Annotated in this window: 12 protein-coding genes; 9 read left to right on the top strand and 3 right to left on the bottom strand. The window is 58.4% G+C overall.

The genetic code is table 11. The annotated features are described in order from the left end of the window. Nucleotides 1–106: 106 nt before the first annotated feature. Genes ACWJJK_RS10720 through ACWJJK_RS10730 form a run of 3 tightly spaced genes read left to right on the top strand, consistent with a single transcriptional unit; the run spans nucleotide 107 to nucleotide 3,610 of the window. Complete coding sequence (locus ACWJJK_RS10720) at nucleotides 107–1,393, top strand: paraquat-inducible protein A (RefSeq protein ID WP_347257333.1); 1,287 nt, start codon at nucleotides 107–109, stop codon at nucleotides 1,391–1,393. Next, nucleotides 1,377–3,032, top strand: a complete 1,656-nt coding sequence (locus tag ACWJJK_RS10725) for a PqiB family protein (protein ID WP_210023975.1) — start codon at nucleotides 1,377–1,379, stop codon at nucleotides 3,030–3,032. Before ACWJJK_RS10720 ends, ACWJJK_RS10725 begins: the two co-directional genes overlap by 17 nt. Further along, nucleotides 3,029–3,610 (top strand): PqiC family protein, encoded by a 582-nt coding sequence (locus ACWJJK_RS10730; RefSeq protein ID WP_454128984.1) that lies wholly within the window; start codon nucleotides 3,029–3,031, stop codon nucleotides 3,608–3,610. The genes ACWJJK_RS10725 and ACWJJK_RS10730 overlap by 4 nt, the downstream gene beginning before the upstream one ends. A 117-nt stretch (nucleotides 3,611–3,727) precedes the next feature. Here ACWJJK_RS10730 and ACWJJK_RS10735 read toward each other — a convergent pair whose 3' ends face one another. The 3 genes from ACWJJK_RS10735 to ACWJJK_RS10745 form a co-directional block, all read right to left on the bottom strand. Then, complete coding sequence (locus ACWJJK_RS10735) at nucleotides 3,728–4,060, bottom strand: RNA recognition motif domain-containing protein (RefSeq protein WP_086133961.1); 333 nt, start codon at nucleotides 4,058–4,060, stop codon at nucleotides 3,728–3,730. Nucleotides 4,061–4,357: 297 nt separating this feature from the next. Then, nucleotides 4,358–4,852, bottom strand: a complete 495-nt coding sequence (locus ACWJJK_RS10740) for a siphovirus Gp157 family protein (RefSeq protein ID WP_077731029.1) — start codon at nucleotides 4,850–4,852, stop codon at nucleotides 4,358–4,360. A gap of 5 nt (nucleotides 4,853–4,857) precedes the next feature. Then, on the bottom strand, nucleotides 4,858–5,871 hold the full coding sequence (locus ACWJJK_RS10745) for a hypothetical protein (RefSeq protein ID WP_347257334.1): 1,014 nt from the start codon (nucleotides 5,869–5,871) through the stop codon (nucleotides 4,858–4,860). A gap of 684 nt (nucleotides 5,872–6,555) precedes the next feature. Here ACWJJK_RS10745 and ACWJJK_RS10750 point away from each other — a divergent pair. The 6 genes from ACWJJK_RS10750 to ACWJJK_RS10775 all read left to right on the top strand — a co-directional run bounded on the left by ACWJJK_RS10750 (nucleotide 6,556) and on the right by ACWJJK_RS10775 (nucleotide 13,593). After that, entirely contained in the window at nucleotides 6,556–7,806 is a 1,251-nt protein-coding gene (locus tag ACWJJK_RS10750) for a PhoPQ-activated pathogenicity-related family protein (protein WP_454128986.1), read from the top strand. 68 nt (nucleotides 7,807–7,874) lie between these two features. Then, a complete protein-coding gene (tnpA, locus tag ACWJJK_RS10755; protein WP_077732813.1) occupies nucleotides 7,875–8,273 on the top strand; it encodes an IS66-like element accessory protein TnpA in 399 nt (132 codons plus the stop codon). Then, nucleotides 8,270–8,614 carry an IS66 family insertion sequence element accessory protein TnpB gene (tnpB, locus tag ACWJJK_RS10760; protein ID WP_077732713.1) on the top strand — a complete coding sequence of 115 codons (345 nt, stop codon included), beginning with the start codon at nucleotides 8,270–8,272 and terminating at the stop codon, nucleotides 8,612–8,614. The genes tnpA and tnpB overlap by 4 nt, the downstream gene beginning before the upstream one ends. A gap of 23 nt (nucleotides 8,615–8,637) precedes the next feature. Beyond that, nucleotides 8,638–10,155, top strand: a complete 1,518-nt coding sequence (tnpC, locus tag ACWJJK_RS10765) for an IS66 family transposase (protein ID WP_454128988.1) — start codon at nucleotides 8,638–8,640, stop codon at nucleotides 10,153–10,155. 778 nt (nucleotides 10,156–10,933) lie between these two features. Then, on the top strand, nucleotides 10,934–11,404 hold the full coding sequence (locus ACWJJK_RS10770) for a transcriptional repressor (protein WP_454128990.1): 471 nt from the start codon (nucleotides 10,934–10,936) through the stop codon (nucleotides 11,402–11,404). Nucleotides 11,405–11,499: 95 nt separating this feature from the next. After that, nucleotides 11,500–13,593: a TonB-dependent receptor domain-containing protein gene (locus ACWJJK_RS10775; protein WP_156880895.1), complete on the top strand. Its 2,094-nt coding sequence runs from the start codon at nucleotides 11,500–11,502 to the stop codon at nucleotides 13,591–13,593. The last annotated feature ends 156 nt before the right edge of the window (nucleotides 13,594–13,749 follow it).

The raw sequence follows: 13,749 nt of genomic DNA on the forward strand, positions 1-13,749 counted from the left end.
TGCGTTCGGACCTTTTGCGCCGCTCTCCGGAATCAGGGGGATTTTTAAGTAAGTAAACACATCATTTCAGATTTTTAAAAGCCATTCATTCCACGACTTTTCTCTCGTGTGTTCGTCTGTTGTTCCCGCCGCGCCGGCTGTCCCTGCCTTCGGCGATTTAGAAAACCTCTGCGCTTGCCACGAATGTGATCTTTTGCAACGCAAGGTCCCGCTTGCGCCGGGGCAAAGCGCCCGCTGCTGCCGCTGCGGAGCGCAGCTCTATCATGCGCCGAAAGACACCCTGGACCGGACATTGGCCTTTTCCCTTGCGGCATTCATTCTGTTTTCGGTCGCCAATCTGTTCCCTATTCTGGGGCTGAGCATCCAGGGCAAGCACACGGAGGCGACGCTTCTCGGTGCCGTGCTCGAGTTGCAGAAGCAGGGCATGGGAATGATGGCCGGCCTGGTTCTGTTTACCACCATTGTGGTACCGGCCATGGAGCTTCTGGGACTGTTATATGTGCTGCTGCCGCTGAAGCTGAATAAGAAGCCGCCGGGTCAGGCCGCCGTGTTCAGATTGATTCAGGTGCTGCGGCCATGGGGCATGATCGAAGTCCTGATGCTGGGCATCCTGGTTTCCCTGGTCAAGCTCGCTCACATGGCGACTGTTCAGCCGGGCTGGTCGCTGTGGCTTTTCGGCGGTTTTATTTTCGTGATGGCGGCGACCGCTGCCTCGTTGGATAGCGAAGAGATTTGGGCGCGGTTGGGGCGGCGCTGTCCCGTCGCCACTCAGCAAAACTCAGGGGCCGGCTATTTGACGTGCCATGCCTGCGGAATGCTTTCCTATGCCCCGGCCGGGAAGCACGAGCAGCACTGCCCTCGGTGCGGTAGCGTGCTGCACGTCCGCAAACCGAACAGCGTCGGTCGATGCTGGTCTCTCCTGATCGCCGCCATGATTTTATATGTTCCGGCCAATGTGTTGCCGGTCATGTCCACCTCTTCGATCGTCGGGGCTCAAGTCGACACCATCATGAGCGGGGTGATCTATCTGTGGGTATCGGGATCGTGGCCTTTGGCACTGCTGGTGTTCTTTGCCAGCGTTATGGTGCCGCTGCTGAAACTGATGGCTCTCACTCTACTCTTGGTGACGGTTCAGACCGGATCGCGCTGGCGGCCGCTGGACCGCACCCGGCTATATCGGCTGACCGAAAAGGTCGGCCGTTGGTCGATGGTGGATATTTTTGTCGTTACCATGCTGGTGGCCCTGGTGGATGTGCGCCCTCTGGCGGCGGTCCAAGCCGGGCCCGGAGCCATTGCCTTCGGCGCCGTAGTGGTGCTCACCATGGTTGCCGCCATGAGCTTCGACCCGCGACTGATATGGGATTCCGTACAAGAAAATGTTCATTCGAGATAACGATTCAAATTCCGCTTCGAAGACCGACAAGGGCGATGCGTTGCCGACGGCGGTCGCAGCGCCGCCGAGCCGGTTCGCCTTTTCCGTCGTTTGGGTCATACCGCTGGTTGCGGCGCTGATCGGTGCCTGGCTGGCCTGGAAAGCGATCTCGGAACGAGGCCCTGTGATCACCCTTATTTTCATGAGTGCCGAGGGTTTGGAGCCGGGCAAAACGCCTATCAAGTATCGGGACGTAGAGGTGGGCAAAGTCGCCGATGTCGCCCTGAGCGAAGATCGGACCAGCGTCATCGTCACCGCTCAAATGCGTGACGGAACCGAGGATTGGCTGGTGAAAGACACCCGTTTCTGGATCGTGCGTCCGCGCGTGGTCGCCGGGAACATTTCGGGTTTGAGTACTTTGCTTTCCGGCTCTTATATCGGCTTGGACGTGGGGAGTTCGACGGAGCGGAAATACAAATTCCGCGGTCTGGACGTCCCGCCCATTCTAACATCGGATCTGCAGGGCCGGCGCTTCGCTCTCAAGGGCGAGGATCTGGGCTCTTTGGATGTAGGATCTCCTATCTATTTCCGGCACATTGCGGTTGGCAAGGTGCTGGGCTTCGAAATGGATCCTGCGGGGACCGGTGTAACCATACAAGTTTTCGTGGAAACGCCCTATGACCGGTTCGTGACCGCCGACACCCGTTTTTGGCACGCCAGCGGTCTCGACTTAACACTCGATGCCAATGGCGTCAAGATCGACACGGAGTCGCTGATGAGCATCATGCTCGGCGGAATCGCTTTCGCCATGCCGGCCGGCGACGGAAAAGTCGAGCCTGCGGTGGAAAACACGGCGTTTACCCTTTACGCCAATCGGTCCGCGGCCTTCGCGCCACCCAAAACCGAACGGCGCGCGATGGTTTTGTATTTCGACGAAACGATACGAGGGCTTTCGGTCGGTGCGCCGCTCGATTTTAGAGGCTTGCCTGCCGGAGAGGTCACCGGCATCCGGGGCGAGTGGGATACGCAGAACCACCGTTTCCGTATTGCGGTCGATATCGGCCTGAGTTGGGGTGGGATGATACGCAATCAAAAACGCGAACTTATCACCACGACCCGCGAGGCCGTGGAGAGACAGTTGAGCCGAATGGTGGAGAAAGGGCTTCGTGCGCAATTGCGCACAGGCAACCTAATCTCGGGGCAACTCTATGTCGCTCTCGACTTCTTCCCGTCTGCGCCGTCGGCACATTTGGACTGGACGCGGGACCCGCCTGAGTTTCCGACCATGCCGGGCACTTTGCAATCGCTCTCGGACAGCGCGGAACATATCGTGAAAAAACTGGACAAATTACCGCTCGACGAGATCACCGCGGACCTGCGGAAAACCATGGCATCGTTGAATCAGACACTTAAGAGCGTGGAGCGGCTGACCTCCAATTTGGATCGCGAGCTGATGCCGGAGATGAAGACCACGATTATCGACGCTAGACGGACCCTGACCGAAGCCCAGAAGACGCTTGCCACCGACGGACCGCTCCAGCACGATGCGCGCGACGCGCTGAACGAGGTTTCCCGGGCAGCTCAATCGTTACGCGTGATGTTGGATTATCTGGAGCGCCATCCGGAATCGCTTCTTATGGGTAAAGAGAAACAGCCATGATCCGTTTTCTGTGGATGACGATATTCGTTAGTCTTTTCGCCGGGTGTGGCGGTTCCGCGCCGGCACGTTTCTATACGCTGATGCCGGCGAACGACCTGGTGGCCGCACGGGGCACTCTGAGCGATAGCGCGAAAATAATCGTGGTGGGGCCGGTGACGATTCCCGCCGCTTTGGATCAGCCCCAGCTAGTCGTTACCAAGGGCGAACATGAAGTCGAGGTTCTGGAGCAGCATCGCTGGGCAGCGCCGTTGAAGGACGAAATCACGAGCGCACTGGCCGCTCGCCTTTCCCGTCTGGTTGGCGATGCGACGGTAACCGCCTACGCCCAATCGACGTCTCTTGATCCGAATGTGCGGATTCTCATAGATATTTCCCGATTTGAACTTCGCCCGAAAGATAGAGCCGTTTTCGAAGCGCTGTGGACGATCAAAATGAATGACGAAACGGCGGTCCGCCGCGGACATACTAACGTTGCTATCCCTGCCGCGAATAGCAGTTACGTAGGGTTGGCAACCGCGCAAAGCCGGGCGCTCGACGCCTTGGCGCAGGACCTCGCCGCCGCGTTGCGAACTCGGTGACTCGATGCCCGATGTTCGTAAGCTGAAGAAATTACCCGAGGGATAGACGGGACCGGTTGGCTGAGGCTGCCGACCGATTCCGTTGAACCGGCCGGCGCTCGAAGTCGATTGTGCTGATTAGCTACGGCGGTCGTTATAACTCCCGTTACGCCTTGCTGCGGTAACGAAAGGGTTGGAGCTGCCGTTGCGCTCACCTCTGTCTTGGGGAGGACGGGCTTCGTTTACCGTTAGGCTGCGGCCGCTTACCTCCTTGCCGTTCAAGGCCGCAATCGCGGCCTGAGCTTCCTGAGCGCTGCCCATTTCCACGAATCCGAAACCCTTGGAGCGCCCTGTTTCCCGATCCATAATCACATGGGCCGAGTATACCGTACCATGTGGCGCAAAAAGCTGGTGCAGATCATCGTTTCCAAGGCCGTAATTCAGATTTCCGACATACAATTTCCTGTTCACTAGATAACTCCTCAATACCCACTCAAATAACATGTGCGCCGAAGGTCAAAACATATATCCATCAATAACGGCTTCAGCTCCGCTCCTTGGTACGATAAATAAACTATCTTTCCGCACCTAATTCCATAAGTAATCGCCCGTAGGTAACTATATTCCCGTATAGCATTACGGCAGTCGCACTCTTCGGGGTATATCTGTGTCGCGACATCCGTAACGCTAATGTAACGAAAACGCAATAAATTTGGTTGACTCTCGAATACTTTCGGATCGTTCGTTGTCGTAAATCGACACCGCTTCTCAAGTAATATCGAGCCGGGTTTCTTGTTCAAGATGAGCGCCCTTAACCGCCTGTCCGGACAAGATCACTTGTTTGATTCCGTTTTTGTCAATATGAACCACGCTTTCCTCGCGTTTAAATGTCTCGGGGATAGCCGACTCATCATCGAGAATTACTTTCGGCGGATTTTGTTTGACTTTGATAATGAATTGAGGACTCCTGATTTCACGTATATTGATACGTTCCATCTGAATCTTGAGATATTGCCTTAAACCGGCCGCACGAGTTTCCAAGGCTCTGCGTCGCCGGTTCATCCGCTCTTCGGCCTGACGAATCAGTTCGGCTTCGCCCTCCATGTGCAGGAGGGCGGCAGCGATGTTCCATGCTTTAAGCGAGATCTCGCCCGTCAGTGCTTCCAATGTGTCGTTGATCACATCCGGAGGCAAATCCAGATCCGTAAGGTTATTCAAGGCTTCCTGGTATTGCTCGGCAATCTCATAAAGCTTTGTTTCCACGCCGCTTACCCCTTCTCAGTCGCGTCCGGTTTAGCCCAGTCTTCCAATTTCTGAACGAGCCTATCGTAGACTTCAGGCGTCAACTCTTCGAACGCGTTCAACTTGTTCTTGCTCGCGGCTTTGACCCAACGCAGCACGCGCTCGCGGTCCAAGCCGAGTTCCTTGATCCGTGTCTCCAATTGCTCGATCTGTGTGAGGGAAAGGCTGCAGAACCTGTAGCCCCGGCCGCCAGCTTCCGAAGACGGTGTCGATTCGGCCGGAATCCGATCGTTGGCATCGCCTTCGCCCTCGGTGAATTTGCCGGTAGTAACAGCGGCTTGTGGCTTCGAGGCCGGCCCTAGCTGCATGTCCTCAAGGTCTTGCGTAAACACTTCGCTTAAGCCCGCCATCCGCAGAGTCGCATCGATATGCGCCGACTTTCCCGCCATCTTGAGGGCTTTATTCAGGTCCCCATTGTCCTGCTGCACGCTGCGTGCTCCAATGCCTTCCGCGACCGTCCGTTCCTGACTGTCTCGCAGTTCGCAGCGGAGAATGATCGTACCGAGACGCTGTCCCGACAGGGCGGCCTGCTCATAGGCGGTGAGATTGGGATAATGCACCGTCACTCCGAGCATCCCGCAAATTTTTTCGGCACCCGGCTTGAATAGACTCGGCTTGCTCCAGTGGCTGTTGATCGGGCACGACTCCGCTTCGCCGCGCCTGGCAAAGGCGCATCTTTCCCGATTGAAGAGGTGAATGCGGCCGTAGTCCGTGCCTTCCACCAAGGCTTCCCTTATCCAATTGAGTATCGCCGCACGATTATGCTTGCGCCGCGCCAGTCCCGCTTCGAATACATCATTCGGCAAATCCAGAGGGGAAACGCTCGGTAGTTCGGCCTTTGCCGTTTTCCTCGCGACTTTTCGCGCTGTCGGCTTTTCGGGGCTCGCCACGGGCTGTTCTTCGTGTTCGAGATAGGCCGTGGACGGAATCGAAGCCGCTGGGGCGTCTACGGTGTCTTCGCGTTCTTTTACGTGATTCATAACTTGGTTACTCCTGCCGTACACATCACCTTTAATGCATTTCCCTGGGGCAAGGCTTGCTTGCGGGGTGCTATGGCGTTGTACCGCTCGTCTGGGAAGTAGAAAAAAGCTGCCGGAATATCCGGATCGAAGAGTGGTTATTTAAGGCGCCTCAGGTTACTGCCGACGCATCACAGCGCTGTCATATGGTGGGGGTGGAAGATTGGCACTGGGGAATCGCTCCAAATACACTTACAGTGACAATTTGCGGCCGAGATTTAGCGGGAAGCGACGTTGAGCCTGGCGCAAGACAATAGGTCAGGACCGAAGGCTAAGACTTGATTCCGGCTTGATTTAGGCAAAGTTATGCTCTTTAGATGCTGTGAATAAATAACCGGTTTTCCATGTAACATTAAACAAAATCCGGCGGCGAAAGTTCCCTCAAGAATTAAAGAAAAATGTGATAATACAAAGAGTTGTCTTGGCTATGGCGGGGCAGCCAAGGGCTCGTTCGGATCTAAAGGACGTTGCGTTGGATTGACCTCGGAAAATACTTCGCTTGTCGGTCTATAGGTCGATTGCCTAAACGCATTGTGATCGATCATGAGGTTGAGGAACCTTCGTATCTCGAGTCACCATTTCTTTGGCCGGGGTGGTTTCGTTCTTGGTTTGATGTTGCTAGCGCCTTTGTGGAGTGGAGGAGGAATGGCGGGAGCGCTCGAAGACTATGTTAATGCGCCGGACACCGCGTACCATTGGCGGTATGAGTCGGAAGCCCAAGAACCGTGGGGAACGCTGATCCGTTTGGAGTTGATATCCCAGAAGTGGCGTGGCGAAACGTGGAGCCACGGTCTTGTGATCGTCCGGCCGCTCGAGCTGCGTAATCCCAAGACTGCCTTTCTTCTGATAACCCACGATGGTGCCGCCAGCATCGATCTGTTGAAGACGGTGGCGGAACGAGCCGGAGCCATTGCGGCTGCGATTACCGGCGTTCCCAATCAACCATTGTATGGGCGTAGCGAAGATGCGCTTGTCGCTTATACGTTCGATCGGTATGCGGAAACGAACGACAAGACCTGGCCGTTGCTTTTCCCTATGGTGAAAAGCGCGGTGCGGGGCATGGATGCGGTTCAGGAGTTTGTGGGGCGGACATTGAGTGTCGGCATCGAGAAGTTTCTGGTCGCCGGTGCCTCCAAACGAGGTTGGACGGCCTGGTTGACGGCAGCCGTCGATGGGCGGGTCAAAGCCATCGCGCCCATGGTGTTCGACATGTTGAACATCAAGACGCAACTGCAATGGACCGAGAAAGTCTATGGCCGGCAAAGCGAGTATATCCACGATTACACCGATCTGGGGCTGCATCGGGCCCTGGACGACAGTCCTCTGCAGCGGTTGCGCGTGTGGGTGGACCCCTACGCTTATCGCGAACGTTACAGAATGCCGAAGTTGCTGTTGCTAGGGACTAACGATCCTTATTGGACAGTCGACTCGCTGCGTCATTACTGGCATGACCTGCCCGAGCCCAAACTGCTGTTCCAGGCGCCGAATGCGGGTCACGGTGCGGGTAGTACTCTGGAAGCCAGGCAGACGCTTGCAAGCTTTTTTGAAATGGTCGCCGACAATCATCCGCTGCCCAGGCTGGCATGGACGCATACGCAACGGGGGGATGATACCGAGATGATACAGGTCAAGACCAACGCGAAACCGACCGCGATACGTCTTTGGACCGCCGAGTCCTCGGATCGCGACTTTCGTAACGATGCTTGGTCGAGTCGTAGCCTGGCGCTCAATCCGGAGCGGAATGGCGCCGCCATTCTCGTGCGTGCGCCCTGTGACAAATATCGTGCGTATCTGGTCGAAGTGGAGTTGCGCTCTCCGAGCGGCCACCCTTATCAACTATCGACCGAAGTCCGGGTTCTTCGTAAGCGTCCGCCGAGCACCGTCTCGACGGGTTGAGAGACTCAGGCGACACTGGTGCGAGCGGACGCATGGGGTGTCCACGCACTCTTGAGGTGGACGCACTGATGACTCACGATGCTGACTTCACAACGGGCGTGGTGGCGATGGATACCTTGGGCCGGCGGCGGTTTGCGCCTGAGTTCAAGCGCGAACTGGTGGAGCGGACCCTACAGCCGGGCGCCTCGGTCGCGGGGATTGCGCTGGCGCATCGGATCAACGCCAATCAACTGTTCAAATGGCGCCGACACTACCTTAAGGACCGGAACGCCCCGGCCGGTCCGCCGGGGCCGACCTTATTACCGGTGGCGATGACGCCCGCATTGGCCGCGCCAGCGCGCGAAGCTACGGTATCCGCTCCACCGGGCACCATCACCATCGAACTCGGGGGTACGCGGGTTCAGGTGAAAGGTTCCGTCGATGCGGCGACCTTGCGCACCGTCCTCGCGAGTCTCAAGGGCCCATGATCGCGCCTCCGTCCGGCACCCGCATCTGGATCGCTGCCGGGGTGACCGATCTGCGCCGCGGCTTCGATGGCTTGGCCGCCCTGGTCCAGACCCAGCTCCAAGCCGAGCCCTTCTCCGGACACATTTTTGCCTTTCGCGGGCGACGCGGCGACCGGATCAAACTGCTCTGGTGGGACGGCGATGGACTCTGCCTGTTCGCCAAGCGGCTGGAGCGGGGCCGCTTCGTCTGGCCGCAGGCGACGGGCGGCACGGTATCCCTCACCCCCGCCCAGTTGTCGATGCTGCTGGAAGGCATCGACTGGCGCCGCCCGATCCGCACCGCGCCTTCTCACGCCGCCTGACGGAGGGCGGGTATAATCGGGGCATGACCAACCCCGACGTGCTTCCCGATGAGATTCCCGCCCTCAAGACGCTGATTGAAGCCCAGCGCGTCGAAATCGCCCACCTGAAACTCCTCGTCGCCAAGCTCCGCCGCCAGCAGTTCGGGCGCCGCTCCGAAAAAATGGCCGGGCTCCTCGATCAATTGGAACTTCAGCTGGAGGAGCTCGAAACGGGCGATGCGGAACTCGCGGCGATCGTCGAACCGCGCGCAGCCGAGCGCCGGGTAAGAACGCCCCGGTCACTGCCCGATCATCTGCCCCGCGAAACTCAGGCCCATGCCCCCGGCTTGGCCGAGTGCCCCGACTGTGGCGGTCCCTTGAAGCCCTTGGGCGAGGAGGTCGCCGAAATCCTGGAGTACGTCCCGGCCCGCTTCCGGGTGATCCGCCACGTCCGCCCCAAGTGTGCCTGCGCCCGCTGCGACCGCATCGTCCAGGCGTCGGCGCCGAGCCGACCCATCGCCCAAGGCTTGGCGGGTCCTGGGCTCCTGGCCCATGTACTCGTCTCGAAATACGGCGATCATCTGCCGCTGTACCGCCAGTCGGTCATTTACGCCCGCGAAGGCGTGGCTCTGTCCCGGTCCACCTTGACCGATTGGGTCGGCGACGCCGCGGGCCTCCTCCGGCCTTTGGTCGCGGCAATCCGCCGGCATGTGCTCGCCGGCGACAAACTCCATGCCGACGACACGCCGGTCCCGGTGCTCGCGCCCGGTCAGGGCCAGACGAAGACCGGTCGGCTGTGGACCTATGTCCGGGACGACCGCCCGGCCGGTGATCTCACGCCGCCCGCGGTGTGGTTCGCCTACGCGCCGGACCGCCAAGGCCAGCATCCCAGGACGCATCTCAAGGACTTCGAAGGCGCCCTGCAGGCGGATGGCTATGCCGGGTTCAACGGGTTGTACGACACCGGTCGCGTGCAGGAAGTCGCCTGTTGGGCGCACGTCCGGCGCAAGTTCTACGAGCTCCACAAGGCCCACAGGAGTCCCTTGGCGGCCGAGGCGCTCCAGCGTATCGGTGCGCTCTATACGATCGAAGCCGAGATCCGGGGCCAGCCGCCGGAGGCCCGTGCCGCAGCGCGGCAAGCCCGCGCGGGTCCGCTCCTCGCGGCGCTTCAGACCTGGCTGCACACCACGCTGACACAGGTCTCGAAAAAGTCGGCGCTAGCCGAGGCGATCCGCTATGCCCTGACCCGCTGGCCGGCGCTGACCCGCTATCGCGATGACGGTCGTCTGGAGATCGACAACAATGCCGCGGAACGCGCGTTGCGGGTGGTGGCGCTCGGCCGGAAGAACTATCTGTTCGCCGGCTCCGACGCCGGCGGCCAGCGAGCGGCGGCGATCTACACCCTGATCGGCACGGCCAAACTCAACGGCCTCGATCCGGAGGCGTACCTCCGTGCCGTGCTGGCCCGCATCGCCGAGCATCCCGTCAATCGAATCGACGAGTTCCTACCCTGGAACCTCGCCGATCAGGTGACGGAACTGACCCAGCCCATCGCGGCTTGACGCCGTCAACACGGTAAGGCTCGGACGCTTACGGTTCTTCCCGATCTTTCCCGCATCGAATAAAACGGTTTCGGATGGCAGCTCAGCGTATCGGGTGTCATGTCGGAGCGAGGAATTGTCGTCAGATCCCGACGTCCAGGAGCGAGATTGCTCTTTTGGCTCCAATTTATTGATGACTACTGTATTGGAATTGAGCGAGTTGGATCCGCTATCACGATAGGCGGGAATCCTGGCCTTGCCTTTGCATAAAATACGCGGCGTTTTGCAATCAAGGGGGGAGTTCCAATCCATGCGCATTTTGATGTTGAAGCCGATCCTGGCCGTATTGCTTATCGTGTTTAGCGGATCTTCCGTGGCTTCGGGAAAACATGCCCACAAACATAAACATCATAAGCACCGCCACCACAAAACTGTTCATGTCCACGAGCATCACCACCACTATTACGACGACAGGCATCGGTATGTTCCGATAGAGCGACCGGGCTTGCCACGGCTACCGGAGCTGCCTCGCCTTTCTGATTTGCCGGCGCCTCCGCTGCCGAGATTGCCGCCTTTGCCGGGCAGGTAGAATCGCTTGGTGCCTGCCCTCGAGTAATGGTCTGGATCGGCTTGATCGTTATCTCGCGGAGAACGCACTCCGCTCGAATACAGGATCGACCTCGTTCCAAGACATTTGGCTTGTCGCCACTGTAGAGATGTTATAAAGTAACATAAAAACGCAGCGCTTGAGGTCCAAGCAATGAATGTCAGGACTCCGCCTAGTCAAAAAGTGTACACGATGCCCACCCATGATCACCGCGGTTGTGTCGACCGAGCGCTCCGCGTGGCGGAGCAGCTGTGCGCCCAGCGCGAAGTTCGGCTGACGCCGATCCGCCGCAAGGTGCTCGAACTCATCTGGGAAAGTCATCGCGCGGTCAAGGCTTACGACCTGCTCGACAAAATCAAACCGTTCGAGCAAGCCGCAAAGCCGGCGACGGTTTACCGGGCCTTGGAGTTTCTGATGGAGCAGAGCCTGATCCACCGTGTGGAAAGCCTCAATGCGTTTATCGGTTGCAACTGTTCTGAGCGGAAGCACGAGCAGCTGTTGCTGATTTGCGAACATTGCGGGAATGTCGAGGAGCGACCGGGAGCCGAGGTAATGGCAGCGGTCGCGAGTGAAGTGGAGCAGGCGGGATTTATTCTCCACCGGAAAGCTATCGAAATTCACGGCTTGTGCGCCCATTGCGCGCAGGACGCGGCTGACGCCTGAGCCAAAGCGTATCGGGCCGAGAGCTGTCGACTCGCTCGAATTCGTAACGTATATGTAACGCTATAACATTAGCTCGATAGGACCTTATAAGAAACATGAACAAGCGAGTCGTCCTGCTGATGGCTTCAGCCGCATCTTTTGCTTCGTCCGTGGCAGCCGAAGAGGAATCCGTAAAAGAATTGGAGCCCGTATTGATCACCGCGCCGGTGCATAAACTGGCCGAGGAAATGGCACGTCCCTTCAATGCCTTGAAGGGTGATGAGCTGTCTCGGAAAGTTGGCAATACCCTCGGCGAAACCTTGAATCAGGAACTCGGGGTGACCAGCTCGTCTTTCGGCGCCGGCGTCGGCCAACCGGTCATCCGCGGGCAAAGCGGTCCGCGCGTGCGAGTCATGCAAGACAGCCTTGGAATTCAGGACGTGTCTACCCTGAGTCCGGATCATGCCAATGCCGTCGAGCCGATTCTCGCTGAGCGTATCGAGGTGCTGCGGGGGCCTCAAGCTCTCTTGTACGGCAGCGGAGCCATCGGTGGTTTGGTCAATGTCATCGACAACCGAATTCCCGATCGGCTGCCGGAGAAGGTCGTTACCGGCGCGGCGGAACAGCGCTACAACACCGTATCCGACGAAACTACGAGTGTTTTGCGCTTGGACGCGGGGCAGGGCATCTTCGCCCTGCACCTGGATGGTTTCTATCGCGATCGGAACAATGTCGAGATTCCGGGGTTCGCCATCGATGAACAGGCGGAAGCGGCCTCGCACGGCGAGGAAGGCCATGGGGAAGCCATCGCCAATACGAAAGGATATATCGCCAACACGGACGCGAGGGCACGGGGCGGCACGGTAGGCTTCTCGTTCATCGGGGACCCGGGCTTTTTCGGATTCTCCGTCAACCGACTGGAAAACGATTACGGCATTCCGCCCGGCGCGCATAACCATGGACATGAGCACGGTGACGAAGAAGCGGAGGGGCAGGATAGAATTCGGGTCGATATGGAGCAGTCCCGCTACGATTTCAAGAGCGAGCTCTACGATCCCGCGCCTTTCGTCGAGACGCTCAAAATGCGCCTCGGTTACACCGATTACCGCCATGTCGAGCGGGAGAACGGCGCCACGGGCACCGTGTTCAGCAACGAGGCGGTGGAAGGGCGGATAGAGCTGGTTCACAAGAATGTCGGTTCCTGGCACGGGGTAGTCGGCGTGCAGGTTCAGGACAGCGAATTCTCCGCCGTTGGCGAAGAGGCGGTAGTGCCGAAATCGGATATTTCCTCCTACGGTTTTTTCGCCGTGGAGGACATGCATTGGCGCAACGTCCTGTTCGAGTTGGGGTTGCGCGTCGAAGATCAGACTATTACCCCCGATAGCTTGAAGAGCGTTTCGCACACGCCGGTCAGCGCCTCGGGCTCGGCCGTGTGGAACGTTCGCGACGATGCGGCTGTGACCTTCGCGGTAACCCGCTCCCAGCGGGCGCCCCAGGTCCAGGAACTTTTCTCGAACGGTTTCCACGCCGCGACCAGGAGTTTCGAGCTCGGCAATCCGGCGCTTTCGGAAGAGACCTCCTACAATCTCGACCTCGGTTTCCGCTATAACCCCGGTTGGGTCAGCGCCGAAGTCAATTTGTTTCACAATTGGGTCAACGATTACATCTTTCAGCGTAGCCCCGGCACGGTTTTCAACCGGGAAACCGAGGAATTCGAAACCGTGTGCTCCGAGGAAGACGCGTGTATTCCGGTGCTGGAAAGTACGCAGTTGGACGCCACGTTCAAGGGTTTCGAGGCGAGCCTGAAGTTTCCGGTGTTCGACCAAGCGTTCGGGAAGCTGGATCTCACTTTGTTTTCAGACTACGTGCGCGGCCGCTTCGATCATGGCGGCGATGTCCCGCGCATGCCGCCGCTCCGATACGGTTTTCAGCTGGATTACGGCTTCGAAAAACTCACCGCCTTCGCCCGGCTGATGAATGCCGAGGCGCAGAACAATCCGGGCGAGAATGAAACGAAAACGGACGGCTATTTGTTGTTCAATGTCGGCGCCGAGTACCGACTGGCGGTCGCCGACTATGCCGAGCTCATGGTATTCATAAGAGGCAAGAACCTGCTCAACGAAACCATTCGCAACTCCACGTCTTACCTCCGCAATATCGCACCGGAGCCTGGCCGCGCCGGAGAATTCGGGATACGCGTCAATTTCTGATGCTCGGAATCGCCCCGAAATTCACGAAATCGGAATGAATGCCGATCGGCAAACATTTTCAGCGCCCCTCGGCACACTTTAAGCCGACAACTTTCCATCCCGCCAACTCCACGCCGCGGCGAGAGCCTGGAATGCAGAAGCACGTCCCAGAGTGTC

It is taken from the genome of Methylocaldum gracile (assembly GCF_053646815.1).